The organism is Thalassospira sp. GB04J01 (genome assembly GCF_000751115.1).
GTDB classification, from domain to species: Bacteria; Pseudomonadota; Alphaproteobacteria; order Rhodospirillales; family Thalassospiraceae; genus Thalassospira; species Thalassospira lucentensis.
Window position 1 is genome coordinate 83,884 of the sequence record NZ_CCDX020000014.1, and the last position, 20,142, is coordinate 104,025.

Genomic DNA, 20,142 nt, shown 5'->3' on the forward strand with positions numbered 1-20,142 from the left:
TTTTATAGCCGGGTCTTTTTGATTCCGTGTCTATGTCAGGCTTTGCTGTCTGGAATCCAAAGTGTGAATTCAACACCCTCATCATCCTGATCGGTTCCTTCGCCAATCAGGTTGCGTTTGTCATCAAGGGTGAATGTACCCGACGCAAATGCCCCTTTGGTACAATTGGCAAACCATGTGCCTTCTGTGGGGGCGTCGTTTTTGGTTACGCTCAGTTGTGCTTTGCATTGCGAACTGTTTGGGCCGACAAACTCAAGTGTCCCGCCATAATCTTTGAGCGACACCTTGGTATCGAGATGCCCATCGGTCAGCTTGCTTCCCCAGGTCATTGCGATGGTGCGATCATAGGTGCCCATTCTGGCGCTGGACCAGGTGCCGCCTTGTGCACCCGAAGTCTTGGTTCTCGTCATCGCGCATGCTGGAGTAGGTAGCGCCATTACCCGTGCTGCATAGGCGTCACGGTCATCGACCAGGCTGATGTTATGGGTCAATTTTGCGATGTCGAAATCAGCGTCCCCGCAGTAGACAACAGTGACGATTGAATCGATGCCGCCGCGATCGTTATCGTAAATTTTGCGGCCATTTGTCGCACGGAAGCCGAATTTGGCGACTTTACATTGCGAACTTTCGCCAATTTTGGCGTCAGCATAATAGCCCACTGCCTTTCCATTCACGTTTGACATGATCGGATAGGTTTTCAAGACTGTCACATTTGACGTTTCGAATGTGTCGCGGAATTGCGCTTCGTCTGCAAGTTCCTGTTCGCTTTGTGGGGTGAACCAGACATCAAATGTATATGCATTTGTGATCAGACCCTGCCCGCAGGCTAGTTCCCATCTTTCGTTCTGGACCTGACCATTGTTACGGTCACTCTGTTCGAGCTTGGTCACCGGAATGTTCGAGGCGGTCGGCACGTTAAACCGTGACTTGCCAATCGGTACTTCTTTCCATTCGGAAAATGAATGATCTCTGGTGGTTTGGCACCCGGCCAGCAACAGTGTTGTCCCCAAAACGGCGAACCCGATAAGCTTCTTGGTGTTCATTATTACCCTCTGGATTGTATGTCCCAGTATAAGGGTAACCTGTATTTGTGTCCTTGTGGCCTGTCCAAAGGTGGGGAATGGTTTGTTTTTTTAAGCTTTTAGTTGATTGTTATACCTAAAGCCAAATTACCCTTGGGCTGCGCTCGGTAAAGGAATCGATGCGATGGGCTGATTTTGTGGATGAATAGGCAAGTTATCGGTGGGAATATTTCGTAAAACAGGGACGCAGATTTGATCAAATGAACAGATATCTTCTGTTCGAGGTTCGAATGAAAATCGCAGCTTGTGCGAGCTGCCAGATGTGCGTTTAACGCTTGATTAGAAACGGGTTTGGCGCTTTTGTTGCGGAAATTTTACAGTTCGCTATCATCAATTGGTTTTTATGTTTCAACCCGCTGAAACATAAAAACGGCTATGACTTGATGGCGAAGGATCATGTCTGTACCAGAAGAACAATGCGCTAGGGGACCCTGATGGCCGAAAAACAGATCGAAATCGAACTCAAACTTCGTATCGATCCAAAGCATGTCTCGCGGCTAAAGCAGGCAGCTGTTTTGCGCGAGGTCAAAGAAGGTCGACGTCTTCAGACAACCCATCTGGTTTCCATTTATCATGACACGCCAAAACTGTCGCTGGCGGGCAAGGGGCTGGCCATTCGGGTGCGCCAGATTGGGACGCAGGGCTGGGAACAAACCGTCAAGGCGACCAATGGGCTGCGCGAAGCATTGCCCGAACGTCACGAATGGACTGTGGCGTTGGAGGACGGTGAACTGGATCTGGAAAGGTTCACCGATAAGGACGTCAAAAAGCTCCTTAACAAGTTTGCCAAAAAGAAAAACATCACCCGCATTTTCGAAAGTGATCTGAATCGCAGTGCGGTTGACCTGACCTATCGCGATGCGACCATCGAAATGGCGATTGATCAGGGTGTTGTCAGGGCCGGGGACGGGGAAGTGCCGATTTCCGAAGTTGAGTTCGAGTTAAAGCAAGGCCATCCGGCCGCCCTGTTTGATCTTGCGCTTGAATTACAGCGCACGGTGCCGTTGCTTTTGAGCATGCGGTCAAAGGCATCACGCGGGCGTGACTTGCATCTTGGCCGTAAGACCAGTTTTTACAAATCTGATGCCATTGAACTGACCGATGAAATGTCGGCAGAAACCGCATTTCGGGGCGTTCTGGCCCAAGGGTTGCGGATGATCCTTGGTAATGAGCAGTGTGTAAGACAGGACCTGCATGTCGAAGGATGCCATCAGATGCGCATTGGCATGCGCAGGCTGCGCGTGGCGTTCAACCTGTTTAAAAAGAACCTGCCAAATGGCGAAGCGGTTTTGCTGCGCCGGTTGCTGAAAACCTGTAGCAAGGGGCTGGATGGTTTACGCGACTGGGATGTTTTCCTTGGCGAAACACTGCCGATGGTTGCGGAACGTTTCCCTGGTCATGACGGGGTGATTGAACTGCGCAAAGCTGCCGAAAAACAACGCGAAAAGGCACTTGCCACAGCGCGTGAGATGCTTGATAGCCCGGAATATGGTCAATTTCTTTTAACGCTTGGTGCGTGGGCGAGCTATTCACGCTGGGCATCCGGGGCCAGTGCCGTGCAAATGAAGGCAATGGCAGCACCGGTGTCTGAAATGGCTGTTCCGCTTTTGGAGCGGGCCTATAAACGGGTGACCAAGCGTGGGGATGATGTGGGTAGCCTGTCAACGCCACAGCTTCATGCCTTGCGCCTTGAGGTCAAACAAATGCGGTATGGCACAGAGTTCTTTGGCACGGTCTATGGCGCTAAAAAGGTCAAGAAATTCCGCTCCCGCCTGACGGAGATGCAGGAAATTCTTGGTCAGCTACAGGATGCCGCCGTCGCAGAGGCGCGGTTGTTAGCGCTTTCTTCGCAGCTTTCCAAAAACGGTATGGTTGCCGTTGGCCTGATATCAGGTTGGTTTGGTGCGCGGGCGGATCACAAGCTTGAAGGGCTTGGTGATGCGATGGCGAAATTTGCAGATCAGAAAACCTTCTGGAAATGAAATGCTACGGGAAAAGAGGGACAGTCTTTTATCAAGAAATGCGCGGCACTTAAAAAAGGTGCCGTGAGTTTGGCTTAGGCCATTGCTTCCTTCATGCTCTGATAGGCAGCCAGAGCCCGTTCACGGCCTTCTTTAAGGCCGATCAAGGGTTCGGGGTAGGTCTGGCCCAGCGTGACGTCAGCAGCCTTGAGGATCAAGGGCGATGCTTCCCACGGTTTGTGGATGAACTGTTCGGGCATGTCGCGCAGTTCCGGCACCCACTGGCGGACATATTCGCCTTTGGGGTCAAATTTTTCGCCCTGAAGCACCGGGTTGAAAATACGGAAATAGGGGGCGGCATCTGCCCCGCATCCGCCGATCCATTGCCATGAAAACGCATTGTTGGCCGGGCAGGCATCGACAAGTGTGTCGTCAAACCATGCCAGCCCGTTGCGCCAATGGATCAAAAGATGTTTGACTAGAATGGAGCCGACAATCATCCGCACCCGGTTGTGCATGTATCCGGTATGCCAAAGTTCACGCATGCCGGCATCTACGATGGGAAAGCCAGTTTGACCGCGCTGCCAGGCTGCCAGATCATCGGGGGAATCTGACCATGCAAAGCTGCTGAACTTATCTTGCAGCGGCTGGGTTCGAAGGTCTTCGGCGTGAAACAGGATATGATGGGCAAATTCCCGCAATCCCAGTTCGGATATAAACTTGGATGCAGTTTTGCCTTTGCCCGGATTGGCATCGGCAAAGTGGTTTGCGGTGTGCCAAACCTGAAACGGGCTGATTTCGCCAAAGCGTAAGTGCGGGGAAAGTTCCGACGTCACCCGGTGATCCGGGCGGTCGCGCAGATCGGCGTAGTCTTGTAAGCGATCATCAATGAAATCAAACAGCTGATCCATCGCGCCCTTTTCGCCGGGCGTAAAGCGTTCAGATAATCCCGCGGCCCAATCAAACGGCTTGGGCGACAGATCCAGTGTTCGAAGGTCAACCTGACCTTTGATGGTTTGATCGCAAAGCGTGATGGTTTCAGGTGCCTTGAAAGGCGCACGTGGTGGCGGGGCTTTCTGACAGGCGCGCCAGAACGGGCTAAAGACCTTGAAATCAGTACCGCCCCCGGTTTTGACTTCCCACGGTTCAAACAGAAGCTGCGCCTTGAAACTTTCGCACGTAAGGCCGCGGTCCATCATGGCGGCCTTGATTTCGGTGTCGCGCGTGATCGACGGCTTGTCATAAAGTCGGTTCCAGAACAATGCCCCGACCGGCTGGCTTTCAATGATGGTATCAAGGATATCAGAAGACTTGCCAACGAACAGCCGCAAGGCGGCATTTTCAGGCATGTTAGCGCTAACATCGCCAAGCTCTGCAATGGCGCGGTCAAGCACGGTCAGGCTTTTTTCAAGCCACCACCTCGTTGCCCCGCCAAGTTGATCTGAAATCACCGGATCAAGAATGAATACCGGCAAAACAACCCCGTGATTTTCGCGCGCCCACTGGGTTGCTGCGCGTAAGGCCGGATTGTCGGCCAAGCGCAAATCATTGCGAAACCACATGATGGCGATTGGACGGTCAGTCATTGATATCCTTAAAGATCGTCTTGGAATTTCGACAGAAAGGTGAGAGAGCGTCTCGACTGTGACAGCGTATAGAGGGGGTGCCGAGCCGCTCTCTCTGGCTTAGGGTACATTAAGAGGTACGTTCCATGATCGTGATCAGTTCACCAAAACTTTGCGTCAGGGCATTTTTGTTCCATCCGGCAAACCCAAGCACCAGCCCCTGCGGCAGGTTGGGGCGGTTTTGGGCCGATTTATCGTGGAAATAAGACGACAGCGCGCGGCAATCAAGCCCGGATGTGACCATCTTTTCCTGCAAAACCATGTCGTCATGCCCGGCGATAAGTTTTGTGCAAAAATGCAATCCCCCATCCGAGGGCATGATAGAAAGTGTCCCCGTCGCACGATCCGCAATCAGGTTTTGCAGATGTGTACGTCGTTCGCCGTACCGCAGGCGCATCTTGCGCACGTGACTGCCAAAATGACCATCAGCGAAAAACGCGGCAAGGGCGGCCTGCGCGGTTGGGGCAGGCACACCGTCAGCAAAGCCGCGCATCCCGCGAAAAGCCGGGATCAAGGTGCGCGGCAAAACAAGATAACCAAGCCGGATACCGGGAAACATCACCCGCGAAAACGTGCCGACATAAATCACCCGGTTGTGGGTATCAAGCCCCTGAAGGGATGATAGCGGCGGCCCGTCATAGCGGTATTCGCTGTCGTAATCGTCTTCGACAATCCAGGCATCATTGGCATCCGCCCATTGCAACATCGCCAGACGCCGCGCCAGCGAAAGGGTTGTGCCAAGCGGGTAATTGCGCGAAGGCGTGGTGACGATAATCCGTGCTGGGGATGACGTGTTTGAAAGCAGATCAACACACAGCCCTTCATCGTCGACCGGGATGGCCTGAACATCGGCACCACTGGCGGCAAGAACACCGCGTATGCCTTCGTAGCCGGGATCTTCGGTGGCGATGACATCGCCGGGATCGACGAGTGCACGGGCAATCAGATCAAGCGCCTGCTGCGCGCCAGATACGATCATCACCTGATCGGCGTCGCAATTGACCCCGCGCGACTGGCGCAACCACTTTGCGATTTCATGGCGCAATTGCGAAAGGCCAAGCGGATCGTCAGGGATCGTAAGATCAATATCGGGCGACCGCCATGCACGGCGTAATAGCCGCGCCCAAAGGTCAAAGGGAAAGCCATCCAGATCGGGGGTGGCGGGGTTAAACGGGCGGGCGACCCGGAACCTTGGGAAGCGTCGCTGATATTCGAGCATGCGCGCGACACTTTGGCTGAGGCGCAAGGGACGTTTATTGGTCTTGGATGCATTTCCCTGGTCGCCGGTTTGATGCGTTGCCGCCATATCGCGGTCGGGTAGGGTGCTGGCAACAAAGCTTCCGGCTCCGACACGGGTTTCGAGGTAGCCCTCGGACGTCAGCAGGTCAAAACTGGTGACCACGGTATTGCGCGATATGCCAAGTGTTTTGGCCAGATCGCGGCTGGCCGGAAGCCGTTCGCCCGGATGGAGCCGCCCATCAAGAATGGCGGCCCGTATGCCGTGATAAAGCCGCCGATAGGCGATGGGTTCAGCCCGGTCGCCGGTTTGGTCGGTGTGGCTGGGATATATCCAGCTGTAATCGCTGCGCATACTGATCGGCCTGACGGTTTAAATTGGTTCTATGTATTTTATTATAATGGACCTTTTGAAAAGTCCAATAATCGCGATGATCAGGCGAAACACCCCGCGTGCCATCACCGACGAACAAAAGAGAACCCGCCATGTCTGACGTACTTGATTTGCCTGACCAATATGATGTTCACCCTGTAACCAGAGTTGTCCGTGGCCCCAAGCGCGCATCCTATGACCGTGAGCTTGTTCACGGGATCATTGATGACGCCTTGATTTGCCATGTCGGAACGGTGGTCAATGGCCGTCCCACCATGATCCCGACCGCCCACTGGAGGGTGGGCGAACGGATTTATATCCATGGGGCGTCGAAAAACCGCATTCTGGGCGCGATTGCCGAGGGGGCGGAGGCCTGCCTGTGCATTACCCATCTCGATGGGCTGGTGATGGCGCGTTCGGCATTCCATCATTCAGCCAATTATCGTTCGGTCGTGATTTACGGCAAGGGTGAGGTTGTATCTGATGACGAAGGCAAGATGGAACATTCCCGCCTGTTTATGGAAAAGCTTGAACCGGGGCGGTGGGACACCATCCGTGAACCCAACAAGCAGGAGCTTAAAGCCACCATGTTCCTTGGCTTTGACCTGAACGAAGTTTCCGCCAAAGTCCGGGCAGGTGATCCGGTCGATGATGACGAAGATTACGACCTGCCGGTGTGGGCAGGGGTTCTGCCGTGTCAGAACGTCTGGGGCACGCCGATTGACGATGCCAAGATTGATCCCGGCTTTGTCGGTAAAGGCAAAAAACCGGAATAGTATTTCTCGCTGAAACGAAAACCGGCTGGCAGAGGGAACTCTGTCAGCCGGTTTTCTGTATCGTGATGCTTGATCGTGAGGTGGATTAATCGACCATCGCCGCCGCAATTTTTGCGCCAAGGCGGGCATTGTTACGCACAAGGGCGATGTTGGCTTCAAGGCTTTTGCCATCGGTCAGTTCGGTCACGCGTTTGAGCAGGAACGGGGTAACGTCGCGCCCCTGAATGCCTTTTTCGGTGGCCTCGACCAGTGCATTTTCAATCGCACCTTCGATGGCTTCGCGGGCGAGTGCCTTATCAGCCTCGGGCGGGTTGCCGATCACAGCCCCGCCTTCAAGACCAAAGTCCCATTTCGATGTCAGGAAGGCCGCCAGTTCTTCGGGGGTATCAAGACGAAGCGGCGCTTTTTGACCGCTTTCCACCGAATAGAACGCCGGGAATTCATCGGTGCCATAGGCAATCACCGGCACCCCCAGCGTTTCAAGGTGTTCAAGCGTTTTGGGGATATCAAGGATCGCCTTGGCACCAGCACAGACAACCGCGACACTGGTTTTGCCAAGTTCGGTCAAATCAGCCGATACATCGTAATTCCCGGCAAGATCACGGTGAACCCCACCAATGCCACCCGTGGCAAACACGCGAATACCGGCCTTTTCGGCCAAAATCATGGTGGCGGAAACCGTGGTCGCACCGTCAAGTTTCTTGGCAAGGCAATAGGGAATATCGCGGCGTGACAGTTTCAGGATGTCCGTGCCCTTGGCGAAATATTCCAGCTCATCGGCGGTAAGACCGATTTTGCAGCGACCACCAATCACGGCGATGGTGGCGGGAACCGCACCATTATCACGCACATCCTGTTCAACAGCGCGCGCCGTTTCAAGGTTCTGCGGATAGGGCATGCCATGGGAAATAATGGTCGATTCAAGGGCTACAACCGGCTTGCCAGCGGCAAATGCTTCGGCGACTTCGGGGGCGATATCGATATAATTCAACATAAAGTGGCTCATGTTTGAGTTAAAGTTTTAAAGGTCAGAATTAAACAGATCATCCTTCGAAATCCAGCCCAAAGCATTGCATGTCTGCAATGTTTCATATTGATCAATGCCACATCTGAAACGCACTTGTGCCAGTCAACGGATTGTAACGGGTGTGGCAGGCGCGTATCTTGTTGAAACCACCAACCTTTTTGGGACCATCCTTTATGCATTCCAAACCAGTTCTGACCCGTGGGCTTCTCGCCTTTATGGCGGTCGGAAGCGGCCTCTCGGTTGCCAGCCTTTATTATGTGCAGCCCTTGCTGGAACTGCTTGCACGTGAATATGGTCTAAGCGACACCAAGGCCGGGCTTTTGGTTACAGTTGCGCAATTGGGCTATCTCGCCGGTTTGATCGTGGTGGTCCCACTTGGCGATCATCATGAACGGCGCAAGTTATTGACCATCACCTCGGCCTTAACGGCCTTGGGGTTATTGGCGATGGGGTTGTCGCATTCGTTTTTGATGCTGGTCGCATTTAGCATCATGGTCGGCATAAGCTGTGTCACCGCCCAAATCCTCGTGCCGTTGGCCGCCCATCTTGCCAGTGATGATAAACGCGGATCGGCGGTGGGCACGGTGATGAGTGGCTTGTTGCTGGGTATTCTTTTGGCGCGTACATTTTCCGGTGTGATGGCCGAACTTGCCGGGTGGCGGTCGGTTTTTATCGTCGCGGCGGTCCTGATGGCGGGCTATTCGGTGGCCTGTTACAAAATCTTGCCCCATCTGGTCCCAACCTCAAACACCAGTTATCGGACACTTTACGCCTCCATCCTGCATCTGTTTCGCGATGAGCCGGTGCTGCGCCGTCGAAGCCTGATTGGCGGGCTGCAATACGCGGTGTTTGGCATTTTTTGGACGGCGATGGCCTTTATGCTTGCCCGTCAATATGACATGTCCGAAGCCATGATCGGGATGTTTGGCCTGATCGGGGCCATTGGTATTTTGGCGGCCCGCATTGCCGGCAGGCTGGCGGATCGTGGCTGGGCAAGGCTGAGCACCGGCGGGTTTTTAATGGTGACAGTGTCAAGCTGGGGGTTGCTGTATTGGGGGCAATGGTCGCTGGTTGCCTTTGGCGTCGGTGTCGTGTTGCTCGACCTTGGTATTCAAGGTGCGCATATCTCCAACCAAAGCGAGATTTACCGCCTTAACCCCGAAGCCAGAAGCCGCCTGACAACGGGCTATATGGCCAGTTACTTCCTCGGTGGTGCATGTGGGTCGGCCAGTGCAGCCGTTTCGTACGGGATGGGCGGGTGGCCCGCCATCGTGGCCCTTGGATCAAGTGTGTCGATCCTTTGTGTCGTGATCTGGGCTATTACGGAACTGCGCTTCCCGGTGAAGCGCATGCGTCAGTAGTTCTGATTGTTTCGGGCATAGCCCACAAAGCAAAACGGCCGCCCCATCGGGACGGCCGTTTGCATCAGAAAGCCTAAGCTGTTGCTTAGTTCTTTTCTTTGTCGACCAGCTGGTTAGCAGCAATCCACGGCATCATAGCGCGCAGTTTGGTGCCAACTTCTTCGATCGGATGTTCTGCATTCAGGCGGCGTGTTGCTTTGAACATCGGCTCACCGCAATGCATTTCCTGAACGAAGTCACGTACGAATTTACCTTCCTGAATGTCAGCAAGGACTTCTTTCATGCGGTCTTTGACCGATGCGTCGATCACGCGCGGGCCGGTGACATAGTCGCCGTATTCTGCGGTGTTCGAGATCGAGTAACGCATGTTGGCCATACCGCCTTCATACATCAGATCAACAATCAGTTTCACTTCGTGCAGGCACTCAAAGTATGCCATTTCCGGTGCGTAGCCAGCTTCGGTCAGGGTTTCAAAACCGTATTTGATCAGCTGGGTCAGGCCGCCACACAAAACTGCCTGTTCGCCGAACAGATCGGTTTCGCACTCTTCACGGAAGGTGGTTTCGATCACGCCCGAACGGCCGCCACCGATTGCTGATGCATAAGACAGTGCAACTTCAAGCGCGTTGCCCGATGCGTTCTGTTCAACAGCAACAAGGCAAGGAACCCCGCCGCCACGTGCATATTCAGAACGAACCGTGTGGCCCGGGCCTTTTGGTGCGATCATCATGACGTCAAGATCAGCGCGCGGCTCGATCAGGCCGAAATGCACGTTCAGACCGTGTGCGAACAGAAGGGCGGCACCCTGTTTGAGGTTGTCGCGCAGTTCATTGGCATAGATCGCTGCCTGATGCTCATCAGGGGTCAGCATCATGACAACATCTGCCCAAGCAGCGGCTTCGGCCGGGGTCATGGTTTTCAGACCGGCTTTTTCAGCTTTTTTGCGCGAAGAAGAACCTTCACGCAGGCCAACGGCCACTTCTGCAACACCGGAATCATGAAGGTTCAGCGCATGGGCGTGACCCTGCGAACCGTAACCGATGATGGCAACTTTTTTGGTTTTGATCAGATTAACATCTGCATCGCGGTCGTAATAAACACGCATCTTTCGATACCTCTGGACGTTGGACCACGCTTATTTTTATCTGCGTGGTGGGATGGATCAAATTTGTTTAGGGGCAAAACCCCCAATGCCTTGCTCGATGCGGATCACCGGGCAGGGCAAACTCACATCGTCAGTGTGCCGCGTGAAATTGCCGCGACACCCGTACGCGAAATTTCCGAAAGCCCCAGCGGTTCCATCAACTTGATGAAAGCGTCAATCTTTTCGGGGCTGCCGATGATTTCATAAACGAAGGAACTGTTGGTCGCATCGACTGCGCGTGCCTTGAATATATCGGCAATACGCAAGGATTCGACGCGTTTCTCACCCGTTGCAATCACCTTGATCAGGGCCAGTTCACGTTCAACACTTGGTCCCGACAGGGTCAGATCATTGACCTTGTGAACCGGGACAAGACGCGAAAGCTGTGCCTTGATCTGTTCGATGACCATCGGGGTGCCCGATGTGACAACGGTGATGCGCGATTCATGGGTATGCGCATCGACCTCGGCCACGGTCAGGCTTTCGATGTTATAGCCACGGCCCGAAAACAGCCCGATGACACGGGCCAGGACGCCTGCTTCGTTATCCACCAGAACAGAAATGGTGTGCTTCGAAATTTCGGTTTCTTTCACGGTTTCGCTCCGCTAGGGCGCGGTGAGGGGCAATATGTTGCCGCCCACACCGGCTTTTTCATTATGGTTTTGATGATGTCGTCTCACGCTTTTATTGGGTGCGGATCAGACCAGAACCATTCCTTCGTCGGAATCAATGGCTTCGTTGCCGTTGGTTTCCTGCCCAAGCAGCATTTCATTGTGCGGCTTGCCCGACGGGATCATCGGATAGCAGTTTTCCTTATCATCGACAGCAACATCCAGAATAACCGGACCATCAATTTCGAGCATCTTGGCAATGGCATCATCAAGATCAGCCGGATTTTCGCACTTCATGCCGGTAAAGCCGAAGGCCTCGGACAATTTGACGAAGTCGGGCAGGGTTTCGCTATAACTTTCGGAATAGCGCGACCCGTGCAGAAGCTGCTGCCACTGGCGGACCATGCCCATGTACCGGTTATTCAGGATCACGGTTTTGATCGGCAGACGATACTGCGTCATCGTCGCGCATTCCTGAATGTTCATCATGATCGACGCATCACCGGTAAAGCAAACAACCGTTGCATCCGGGTGGGCAACCTGAACGCCAAGGGCGGCGGGCATGCCGTATCCCATGGTGCCAAGACCACCTGACGTCATCCATTCATACGGGTGTTCAAACCCGAAATGCTGTGCGGCCCACATCTGGTGCTGTCCCACATCGGTGGTGATATAGGTTTTGCGATCGCGGGTCAGCGCATGCACACGGCGAATAACGTGCTGCGGCTTGATCACGTCTTTGGGTTGTTTGTAGGACAGGCAGTGTTTTTCACGCCAGCCTTCAATCTCTTTCCACCAGCCATCAAGTGCGGCTGCGTCGAGCTTGTATTGCTTCGCTTTCCAGATCTTGATCATGTCTTCAAGAACGTGACCAATATCGCCAACAATGCCGATATCGACCGGAACGTTTTTGTTGATCGAGCTTGGATCAATGTCGATCTGGACTTTCTGTGATCCCGGCGCAAAGAAATCAAGGTTGCCGGTGACACGGTCATCAAAACGTGCACCAACTGCAAACATGACATCGCAATCATGCATCGCCATGTTGGCTTCGTAGGTTCCGTGCATGCCCAGCATGCCAAGGTGCTGCTTGTCAGACGCCGGATAGGCACCAAGGCCCATCAGGGTCAGCGTGATCGGAATGCCGGTGGTGCGGGTGAATTCCGCCAGAAGCTTACACGCCTGTTCGCCCGAATTGATCACACCGCCACCGCAATACAGGATCGGTTTTTTGGCCGATGCCAGCATTTCAAGGGCTTGTTCGATCTGACCACGGTCGCCTTTGACCACCGGGTTATAGGTCCGGTGCTGAACCTGTGACGGTTCGAGATACGGCGCCTTGCCAACCAGAATATCCTTGGGAAGGTCAATAACAACCGGCCCCGGACGCCCAGAAGATGCAACATGGAAAGCTTCATGCATGGTGCGCGCAAGACGTTCCGGATCTTTCACCAGATAGTTATGCTTGGTGCACGGGCGGGTAATGCCGGTGGTGTCGGCTTCCTGAAACGCATCATTGCCGATCAAATGGGTCGGCACCTGACCGGTCAGGCAGACAACTGGGATCGAGTCCATCAACGCATCGGTAAGGCCCGTAACGGCATTGGTTGCCCCCGGTCCGCTGGTTACAAGCACAACGCCGACCTTACCGGTCGAGCGGGCGTAACCTTCAGCAGCGTGGACAGCAGCCTGTTCATGGCGCACGAGAACGTGACGAATTCGGTTCTGTTTAAATATCTCGTCATATAGCGGTAGGACAGCGCCGCCGGGATAGCCGAACACGACTTCCACACCCTGATCTGCAAGGGCCTGCAACACTACTTCCGAACCGTTCAAAATACGTTCTGCCATGATTTTCGAGCCTCTTTACTTAGCGACAACAACGTGTCGCGTGATAACCGTGTGGTTGAAACATGATCCAATTATCCTCGAATTGGAGTTGAAAAATCCGCCGAAACGGCGGTTTTCCGCCATTCCGGCGGTGGAAGCGCCAACCTATCGCCTCACTTTGGCGTGGTCAACAGAAATTGGTTAATATCATGACGCAATTTGTCCGCCAAACTTTCCGAATATTGCGTGTCGATGATTTCCTTGTCGGTCATCTGATGGCGAAACCAGGTTAATTGGCGTTTGGCATAGCGTCTGGTTTCGCGTTGCGACAGGTCGCGCGCGGTCTCAAGATCGGTGGTGCCCGATAAGTATGAGGAAAGCTCTCTGACGCCGACAGCCTTCATTACAGGTGCTGTTGGCGGCAAATTCAAGGCGATCAGATCACGAACTTCGTCAAGTGCACCTTGCGCGATCATCAGATCAAAACGCCGATTACAGCGATCATATAAAATGTCGCGCGGCGGCATGTAACAAAGCTTCTTGAAAAACATGTTTTCGGGCGGCGTCACTACAGGTTCGTTGTGCCAACTGGCCAATCCACGTCCGGTATGGGCAAAAACCTCGGCGGCGCGAATCATCCTTTGAGTGTTGTTGCCATCAAGCTTGGCGGCGGTTTCCGGGTCATCGCGTTTGAGTTTGTCAAAGAACGCGACGTGGCCCATTTCGGCCAGTTCGGCGGTAACGGTCTCGCGAATCCGCATCGGAACATCCGGGATCGGCGCAATCCCGGCGGTCAGCGCATTCAAATACATGCCAGTACCCCCGGTAATGATCGGAAGCTTGCCCTTGGCGTGACACTCGGCAATTTCGGCCATCGCCATTTCGCGCCATTTCCCGGCCGAGCAGGCCTCCGCCCCCGACAGAACCCCGTACAAACGATGCGGCGCACGGGCAAGTTCGCCATCGTCGGGCCGCGCACTGAGCACACGCAGTTCTTTATAGACCTGCATGCTGTCAGCATTGATCACCACACCGTCAAAGGTATTTGCCATATCAAGGGCAAGTGCAGACTTGCCGCTGGCGGTGGGGCCGGCGACGATCAGGACAGGTTGGAAGTCGGGTTTATTGGGTGTGGGCATTTTATAAATTCGTCTCTGATCAATTCGGGTGCCATGGATCAAACAGACGCGCGCCTGTTTGATCAAAGTCTTTTACATTGCGCGTCACAATTGTCATGCCATGAACCAGTGCGGTTGCGGCAATCAGGGCGTCACGTTCTGATTTGGGGTCGGGAACATGCAAACTTGCACATTTGCGCGCAATGATGTGGTCAATCGGCAAGATGCGTTCGTGAAACGCTGCCAAAACCTGTTCTTCAAACCAGTCACGCAGCAATTGCGCCTGTTGGGCATCTTTGCGTGCGATTTTCAAAATGCCGGTTTCAATTTCCAGCACACTGATGGCTGACATATACAGGCTAACCGTCGATACCGAGCGTGCCCAGGTAACAACGTTTTCATCCGCACGGCCCGATACCGCCTTGCGCAGTTCGGATATGACATTGGTATCAAGGATAAACATCAGGACAGGTCAGCCGACTTTATGCCGATATGGGCCGGTTGCGGGTCGAAGGCGAAATCGCCAGTGTCAGCAGGCATTGCCAGCAACTCGACAATCGATGGCAGATTGCCGGTCAGCTTCTGATACTCTTCAATCGATAGCAACACATGCGATGGCTTGCCCCGGTCGGTGATCACAACCGGACCGCTGTTGGATGCTTTCTTTGCGCTGCTTGTATCCTGATTGAATTCACGGCTTGATATTGTCGTAATTCCCATATCGCACCTCCTTAAAAATGTAGAAACAATACTACAATCGAAAGGGGTTCAGATCAAGATAATCGACAAAATCAACAAACGCTCTTGTCATGGTTCGATGCAATCCGGATAAAGGCGAGATATCGGTTTAATCTCTTTTCCGCCAAGGAGCCTCCATACCATGAAATTGGTACTGACCCTGATCGCTGTCCCGAATTCGAACGCATTGACAGATGACATCATTGATCGTGCGGCGATCGCGCTGACCGGGGCGGGGGCACTTGTTGGCGGTGTAAGCTGGCTTGCCGGTGGGGAGGCCTGTGACCTTGAGTTCGAGGGTATTACCCTTGATGTCGCCGACACCACGCTGGCCGAGGCCGAGCTTGAGGTGGACGCCGTCACTCAAAAGATCGCCACCCGGCGCAAAAAGCTTCTGATTGCTGATATGGACAGCACCATTGTCACGGGTGAAACGTTGGATGAACTGGCTGAATTTGCCGGGGTCAAGGACCGGGTTGCGGCGATTACGGCGCGCGCGATGAATGGCGAGCTTGATTTTGAAGCCGCCCTTGATGAACGGGTCGGGCTTTTGGATGGCATGTCGACCGATATGTTGGCCGAGGCATGGAAAACGGTTGAATATACCGGCGGGGCCAAGACGCTGGTCGCCACCATGAAGGCGAACGGGGCGTTTGCCGCCCTTGTGTCGGGCGGGTTTGATTTCTTTACCGCAGCTGTGCGCAAGGAGCTTGGCTTTGATTTTGATCAGGCCAACGTTTTGATGACCAAAGACGGTAAATTGACCGGCAAGGTGCAAAAGCCGGTTTTAGACCGTCAGGCCAAGGTTGATGCGCTTGAGAACTTGACCGAAGAACACGGCATGACGGTGGATGATGCGATGGCGGTTGGCGATGGGGCCAATGACCTTCAGATGATTTCACTGGCGGGAACTGGGGTGGCCTTCCATGCCAAGCCATCGGTTCGCGAACAGGCGCGTATCTGCATCAATCATGGTGATCTGACCGCACTTTTGTACCTGCAAGGGTATCGGAAATCTGAATTCGTTGTCTGATCGGCGAAACCCAAGTTAACGAAAAAGGGCGACCTGCATATGACAGGCCGCCCTTTTTTCATGTTTGATAATAATCGCTGTGGATTATTGCTCTGCGTTCAGTGTCAGGCCAAAGTAACGCGCGCCTGCCGATGTTTCGATCAACATCAGGATGGTACGTTTTTCATCGTCAACGGCGGATTTAACCGCATCCATGACGTCTTCGACATTTGAAACTGAACTATGCGACGCCTCGATGATGATGTCGCCCGGACGGACACCCTTTTCCGCAGCAAAGCTGTCGCTGCTGACGTCGGTGACGATGACACCCTCGGTACCTTCTGCAAGGTTATAGCGGGTGCGCAGTTCGTCATTAACGTTGGCAATCTTGATGCCAAGGGCGTCAACCGATGCTTCGGCAATCGCCGGGGATTCGGTGTCGTCAGATGTCGGAGCATTTGCCGCAACGACGTCTTCTTCAAGTTCGCCAAGCTCGACCTGTACGGTCTGCTTTTTGCCGTCACGCCAGATCACCACATCGACGTCCTTGCCGATCTTGGTATCTGCGACGATGCGCGGCAGGCGACGCATGCTTTCGACTTCCTTACCATCAAAAGTCAGGATGACGTCACCCTGTTTGATGCCAGCTTCTTTGGCCGGACCTTCGTCCGAGACACCGGCAACCATTGCGCCGGTACTTTCATCAAGGCCGACCGAGTCTGCGATGTCTTCGGTAACGGTCTGGATGTGAACACCAAGCCACCCGCGACGGGTACGGCCGTATTCTTTAAGCTGGTCGACAACGCTTTGGGCAATGGCTGACGGAATGGCAAAGCCGATACCGACAGAACCACCTGACGGGGAATAGATCGCACTGTTAATGCCGATCACGTCGCCTTCAAGGTTAAACAGCGGACCGCCAGAGTTGCCACGGTTGATTGAGGCATCGGTCTGGATGAAGTCATCATACGGACCCTGGTTGATGTTACGGTTACGGGCCGAAACGATCCCGGCCGTCACAGTGCCACCAAGACCAAACGGGTTGCCGATCGCCATGGCCCAATCGCCAATACGCGCATCATCGGAACTGCCCCATTTAACAAATGGCAGGTCTTCTTTTGGCTCGACCTTAAGCAAGGCGACGTCGGTTTTAGGGTCGCGGCCAATCAGTTTGGCGTCAAGCGTGTCACCATCATGAAGGCGAACGCTGATTTCATCGGCGCCATCAATGACGTGATTGTTGGTTACGATATAGCCATCAGCTGAGATGATGAAACCCGAACCAAGGGCTGTGGCACGGCGTTTCTGCGGGCTTGGGCCACCCTGTTCGCCGCCCTGACCGTTACGATCCATGAAATCGCGGAAAAGGTCTTCAAAAGGCGAGCCGGGAGGAAACTGGAAGTCTGGTCCCTGACGATCAGCAACCATTTGGCTGGTCGCGATGTTCACAACGCTGGGCAGAAGGCGTTCAGCCAGATCTGCGAAGCTGTCAGGAGCGGGGCGGGCATTCGCGATTTGCGAAACACTGGTCACGCCAAGAAGAACAATCACCAGTGCCGCGCTTACTTTGCTCCGCACCGGGTTGTAGAATGCCTGTAGCATGTTTTTGATCCTGTTCGTTGCCGCGTTCACGGTATTTGTATGTTGCAGCGCGCGATGGAGCCTCGTAATTCACCCATCGCTTAACTATCCAACTTAAACCCGACTTTGGCAGAATTTGGGCAAGCCTGAGGAAAAAGAAGGAAATATCATCACTTTATTGTGGCGATAACTCCGTACTGCTGCTGTTTTCCAGCCAAAAACCCAGTCTTACAGCCAGGTTCGCACGGCCCAAATTGCCCCAATTGCTGCTATGGCTGCAATCAGTCCGCCTGCACGAAGTTGTGATTCCGGGATTTCCTGAACCATTTCCATCACCCGTTTCATGCCGCCCGGAAACAGCGAATAAAACATGCCTTCTAGCGCAATCGCCAGAAGTATGGCTGTGGCAAGTTCCTTCATGGGTGCGGACGTTCCGGCGGTTTTTTATGCCCGTCAGCTATGGATGCTAACAGATCAAAATTATGAAAACAAAAAGGGCGACCTGACTAATATGCAGGTCGCCCTTGTGTTTTGTCTAGCGGCTTGTGTCTGGCGCCGACTTATTAAAGTATTGGAAAAACTCGCTATCTGGTGAAAGCACCATGGTCGAGCCGTTCGAAAGCGCGGTTTTGTAGGATTCCAGCGTGCGGTAGAATTCAAAGAAGTCCGCATCTGCGCCATAGGCCTTACCCAGAACGACGTTACGCTCTGCATCGCCTTCACCGCTCAGGACTTCGGCCTGACGGCTGGCTTCGGCAAGGATACCGACGCGTTCACGGTCAGCTTCGGCCTGAATTTTTGCCTTGAGCTCCTCACCTTCTGCGCGAAGCTGGGAGGCCTCGGCAATACGGGAAGAACGCATACGGTTATACACCGCCTGCGATGTTTCCTGCGGCAGATCGGTGCGACCGATGCGGACATCAATCAACTGCACGCCGAACTCCTTAGCCGGTTCGCTTAGGGTCGACTGGATCTTTTGCATGATCTGCGCACGATTATCCGACAGCAAGGCAATAAGCGGGGCCTGAGCCAGTTCACCACGGATCACCGAATTCAGACGCTGACCAAACAACTGCACAAAGTTCGTCGAGTTGGTCGCACGCTGACGGAAGATCAGCGGATCGATGATTTTCCAGCGGGCAAAGCTGTCAACATTGACACGCTTCTGATCCGACAGAAGAACCTGCTGAACCGGCGGGTCAAGTTCCAGAATACGGCGCTCATAATATTCCACGTTCTGGATCGGCAGTTTGAAATGCAGACCCGGTTCGGAAACAGCATGGACCGGATTACCGAACTGAAGAACAAGCGCCTGCTGGTCCTGACGTACGGTAAACACACACATGGAACCAACCACGGCAGCGATAACGACAACGACGCCTGCGGCAATAAGTTTAGGACTTGCCATTAGTTGTTGCCTCCTGCATTCGCACGTTTCTGGACTTCCGGCAGCGGAAGATACGGCACAACACCATTGCCCTGAGCATTCTGATCAATAATGACTTTGTCAGATTTGCTCAGAATTTCCTGCATGGTTTCAAGATACAGGCGGCGCGTGGTGACATCTTGCGCAGTCAGATAGGAATTATAGATCGAGGTAAAGCGTTCTGCTTCACCCTGTGCTTCCTTGGTCACACGGTCCTTATATGCGCGGGCCTGCAGAATGGTTCGTTCTGCTTCACCTTTTGCACGCGGGATGATGTCGTTGCGATAGGCCAGTGCCTCGTTCTGGGAACGATCACGGTCCTGACGCGCACGCTGCACATCGTTAAACGCATCGATAACTTCGGCCGGCGGGTCCACTTTTTGCATTTTCACTTCGGCAATGAAAATACCGGACTCATATCCGTTCATGATTTCCTGCAGCAATGTGCGGGTCTGTTCCTCGACCCGGACACGACCAACAGTCAGTGCTTCTTCGAGGCTGGTTTTACCGATGACCTCACGGATGGCACTTTCCGACGCCAGTTTGATGGTGTTTTCCGGGTCACGGACATTGAACAGATAAGAGCCAGCGTCGCTGATGCGCCACTGAACAACATAATCAATGTCGATGATATTCTGATCGCCGGACAGCATCAGGCTTTCTTCAGGCACATCGCGCGAATTGTTGCCGCTGCCGACATTGCCGGCACCGCGGAACCCGACCTCGATCTGGTTGGTCCGTTCGACGTTCGGTTTGATGACCTCGCCAATCGGGGCTGGAAGGAAATAGTTCAGACCCGGACCAGTGGTACCAACCCATTTGCCAAACAGAAGTGTGACACCCTGTTCGCCCGGTTGGACACGGTAAAAGCCGGTCAAAAGCCAAATCCCGATGATCGCGATACCAATCAGCACGAAGCCCTTGTATCCGCCGCCACCGGGGAACAGCCGTTTCAGGCGTTCCTGGCCTTTGCGAATCATTTCATCAAAATCGGGGGGCGTATTTCCACCGCCGCCGCCACCACCTGAAGGACGCTGTCCCCATGGGTTTTGACCGCCGCCATTATTTCCGCCGCTGCCCCAGGGGCCACCGCCCCCTTGTGAATTCCATGGCATCGAGTGTTTTCCTCTTCTTGCCGTTCGGTGTTTATTTTGGTTACCGAGCGCACGCTCCGTCCAACAAACTCCATTGTGCCAAGCCGACCTTTTGTCCTGCAAGGATAAACCGGCAGGGCGTAGCTC

At 53.9% G+C, this 20,142-nt stretch carries 18 protein-coding genes; 4 read left to right on the forward strand and 14 right to left on the reverse strand.

The window, feature by feature from the left end; all coding sequences use genetic code 11:
* Window positions 1–35: 35 nt before the first annotated feature.
* Window positions 36–1,043: a hypothetical protein gene (locus tag AMM48_RS15090; protein ID WP_102784710.1), complete on the reverse strand. Its 1,008-nt coding sequence runs from the start codon at window positions 1,041–1,043 to the stop codon at window positions 36–38.
* 473 nt (window positions 1,044–1,516) lie between these two features.
* On the opposite strand from AMM48_RS15090, the gene AMM48_RS15095 reads away from it, so the two are divergent.
* Entirely contained in the window at window positions 1,517–3,064 is a 1,548-nt protein-coding gene (locus AMM48_RS15095; protein ID WP_102784711.1) for a CYTH and CHAD domain-containing protein, read from the forward strand.
* A gap of 74 nt (window positions 3,065–3,138) precedes the next feature.
* Here the strand turns inward: AMM48_RS15095 and AMM48_RS15100 are convergent, their stop codons facing one another.
* Both AMM48_RS15100 and AMM48_RS15105 read right to left on the reverse strand, forming a co-directional pair.
* Window positions 3,139–4,629 (reverse strand): deoxyribodipyrimidine photo-lyase, encoded by a 1,491-nt coding sequence (locus AMM48_RS15100; protein WP_102784712.1) that lies wholly within the window; start codon window positions 4,627–4,629, stop codon window positions 3,139–3,141.
* 109 nt (window positions 4,630–4,738) lie between these two features.
* Window positions 4,739–6,259, reverse strand: a complete 1,521-nt coding sequence (locus AMM48_RS15105) for a PLP-dependent aminotransferase family protein (protein WP_102784713.1) — start codon at window positions 6,257–6,259, stop codon at window positions 4,739–4,741.
* Window positions 6,260–6,390: 131 nt separating this feature from the next.
* Between AMM48_RS15105 and AMM48_RS15110 the strand changes: the two genes are divergently transcribed.
* A complete protein-coding gene (locus tag AMM48_RS15110; RefSeq protein WP_102784714.1) occupies window positions 6,391–7,053 on the forward strand; it encodes a pyridoxamine 5'-phosphate oxidase family protein in 663 nt (220 codons plus the stop codon).
* 85 nt (window positions 7,054–7,138) lie between these two features.
* On the opposite strand, the gene AMM48_RS15115 is transcribed toward AMM48_RS15110, so the two are convergent.
* Window positions 7,139–8,047 (reverse strand): pseudouridine-5'-phosphate glycosidase, encoded by a 909-nt coding sequence (locus tag AMM48_RS15115; protein WP_102784715.1) that lies wholly within the window; start codon window positions 8,045–8,047, stop codon window positions 7,139–7,141.
* Window positions 8,048–8,253: 206 nt separating this feature from the next.
* Here AMM48_RS15115 and AMM48_RS15120 point away from each other — a divergent pair, with 206 nt between their 5' ends.
* Window positions 8,254–9,441 (forward strand): MFS transporter, encoded by a 1,188-nt coding sequence (locus AMM48_RS15120; protein WP_198413544.1) that lies wholly within the window; start codon window positions 8,254–8,256, stop codon window positions 9,439–9,441.
* 85 nt (window positions 9,442–9,526) lie between these two features.
* Here AMM48_RS15120 and ilvC read toward each other — a convergent pair whose 3' ends face one another.
* The 6 genes from ilvC to AMM48_RS15150 form a co-directional block, all read right to left on the reverse strand.
* Entirely contained in the window at window positions 9,527–10,546 is a 1,020-nt protein-coding gene (gene ilvC / locus AMM48_RS15125; protein WP_022733019.1) for a ketol-acid reductoisomerase, read from the reverse strand.
* 122 nt (window positions 10,547–10,668) lie between these two features.
* Entirely contained in the window at window positions 10,669–11,178 is a 510-nt protein-coding gene (gene ilvN, locus AMM48_RS15130) for an acetolactate synthase small subunit (RefSeq protein WP_022733020.1), read from the reverse strand.
* Between the two features lie 105 nt (window positions 11,179–11,283).
* Entirely contained in the window at window positions 11,284–13,047 is a 1,764-nt protein-coding gene (locus AMM48_RS15135) for an acetolactate synthase 3 large subunit (RefSeq protein WP_102784716.1), read from the reverse strand.
* 152 nt (window positions 13,048–13,199) lie between these two features.
* A complete protein-coding gene (gene miaA / locus AMM48_RS15140; protein WP_102784717.1) occupies window positions 13,200–14,165 on the reverse strand; it encodes a tRNA (adenosine(37)-N6)-dimethylallyltransferase MiaA in 966 nt (321 codons plus the stop codon).
* A 19-nt stretch (window positions 14,166–14,184) separates the two neighbouring features.
* Entirely contained in the window at window positions 14,185–14,607 is a 423-nt protein-coding gene (locus AMM48_RS15145; RefSeq protein ID WP_102784718.1) for a type II toxin-antitoxin system VapC family toxin, read from the reverse strand.
* Window positions 14,607–14,864, reverse strand: coding sequence for a type II toxin-antitoxin system Phd/YefM family antitoxin (locus AMM48_RS15150; protein WP_102784719.1), 258 nt, complete (start codon window positions 14,862–14,864; stop codon window positions 14,607–14,609). Before AMM48_RS15150 ends, AMM48_RS15145 begins: the two co-directional genes overlap by 1 nt.
* Window positions 14,865–15,024: 160 nt before the next feature.
* On the opposite strand from AMM48_RS15150, the gene serB reads away from it, so the two are divergent.
* On the forward strand, window positions 15,025–15,915 hold the full coding sequence (gene serB, locus AMM48_RS15155) for a phosphoserine phosphatase SerB (protein ID WP_102784720.1): 891 nt from the start codon (window positions 15,025–15,027) through the stop codon (window positions 15,913–15,915).
* Between the two features lie 84 nt (window positions 15,916–15,999).
* Here serB and AMM48_RS15160 read toward each other — a convergent pair whose 3' ends face one another.
* The 4 genes from AMM48_RS15160 to hflK all read right to left on the reverse strand — a co-directional run bounded on the left by AMM48_RS15160 (window position 16,000) and on the right by hflK (window position 20,016).
* Window positions 16,000–17,496: a DegQ family serine endoprotease gene (locus AMM48_RS15160; protein WP_102784721.1), complete on the reverse strand. Its 1,497-nt coding sequence runs from the start codon at window positions 17,494–17,496 to the stop codon at window positions 16,000–16,002.
* Window positions 17,497–17,703: 207 nt separating this feature from the next.
* Window positions 17,704–17,895 (reverse strand): DUF2065 domain-containing protein, encoded by a 192-nt coding sequence (locus AMM48_RS15165; protein WP_022733027.1) that lies wholly within the window; start codon window positions 17,893–17,895, stop codon window positions 17,704–17,706.
* A 115-nt stretch (window positions 17,896–18,010) separates the two neighbouring features.
* Window positions 18,011–18,883 (reverse strand): protease modulator HflC, encoded by an 873-nt coding sequence (locus AMM48_RS15170; protein WP_102784722.1) that lies wholly within the window; start codon window positions 18,881–18,883, stop codon window positions 18,011–18,013.
* Window positions 18,883–20,016, reverse strand: coding sequence for an FtsH protease activity modulator HflK (gene hflK, locus AMM48_RS15175; RefSeq protein ID WP_102784723.1), 1,134 nt, complete (start codon window positions 20,014–20,016; stop codon window positions 18,883–18,885). The genes AMM48_RS15170 and hflK overlap by 1 nt, the downstream gene beginning before the upstream one ends.
* Between the last annotated feature and the right edge of the window lie 126 nt (window positions 20,017–20,142).

Coding starts and splice junctions, on each gene's coding strand:
- AMM48_RS15115 (WP_102784715.1), bottom strand. CDS start 8,047: ATGTTGAATTATATCGATATCGCCCCCGAAGTCGCCGAAGCATTTGCC.
- ilvC (WP_022733019.1), bottom strand. CDS start 10,546: ATGCGTGTTTATTACGACCGCGATGCAGATGTTAATCTGATCAAAACC.
- AMM48_RS15090 (WP_102784710.1), bottom strand. CDS start 1,043: ATGAACACCAAGAAGCTTATCGGGTTCGCCGTTTTGGGGACAACACTG.
- miaA (WP_102784717.1), bottom strand. CDS start 14,165: ATGCCCACACCCAATAAACCCGACTTCCAACCTGTCCTGATCGTCGCC.
- AMM48_RS15095 (WP_102784711.1), top strand. CDS start 1,517: ATGGCCGAAAAACAGATCGAAATCGAACTCAAACTTCGTATCGATCCA.
- AMM48_RS15145 (WP_102784718.1), bottom strand. CDS start 14,607: ATGTTTATCCTTGATACCAATGTCATATCCGAACTGCGCAAGGCGGTA.
- AMM48_RS15135 (WP_102784716.1), bottom strand. CDS start 13,047: ATGGCAGAACGTATTTTGAACGGTTCGGAAGTAGTGTTGCAGGCCCTT.
- AMM48_RS15100 (WP_102784712.1), bottom strand. CDS start 4,629: ATGACTGACCGTCCAATCGCCATCATGTGGTTTCGCAATGATTTGCGC.
- AMM48_RS15165 (WP_022733027.1), bottom strand. CDS start 17,895: ATGAAGGAACTTGCCACAGCCATACTTCTGGCGATTGCGCTAGAAGGC.
- AMM48_RS15150 (WP_102784719.1), bottom strand. CDS start 14,864: ATGGGAATTACGACAATATCAAGCCGTGAATTCAATCAGGATACAAGC.
- AMM48_RS15105 (WP_102784713.1), bottom strand. CDS start 6,259: ATGCGCAGCGATTACAGCTGGATATATCCCAGCCACACCGACCAAACC.
- AMM48_RS15120 (WP_198413544.1), top strand. CDS start 8,254: ATGCATTCCAAACCAGTTCTGACCCGTGGGCTTCTCGCCTTTATGGCG.
- AMM48_RS15170 (WP_102784722.1), bottom strand. CDS start 18,883: ATGGCAAGTCCTAAACTTATTGCCGCAGGCGTCGTTGTCGTTATCGCT.
- hflK (WP_102784723.1), bottom strand. CDS start 20,016: ATGCCATGGAATTCACAAGGGGGCGGTGGCCCCTGGGGCAGCGGCGGA.
- serB (WP_102784720.1), top strand. CDS start 15,025: ATGAAATTGGTACTGACCCTGATCGCTGTCCCGAATTCGAACGCATTG.
- AMM48_RS15160 (WP_102784721.1), bottom strand. CDS start 17,496: ATGCTACAGGCATTCTACAACCCGGTGCGGAGCAAAGTAAGCGCGGCA.
- AMM48_RS15110 (WP_102784714.1), top strand. CDS start 6,391: ATGTCTGACGTACTTGATTTGCCTGACCAATATGATGTTCACCCTGTA.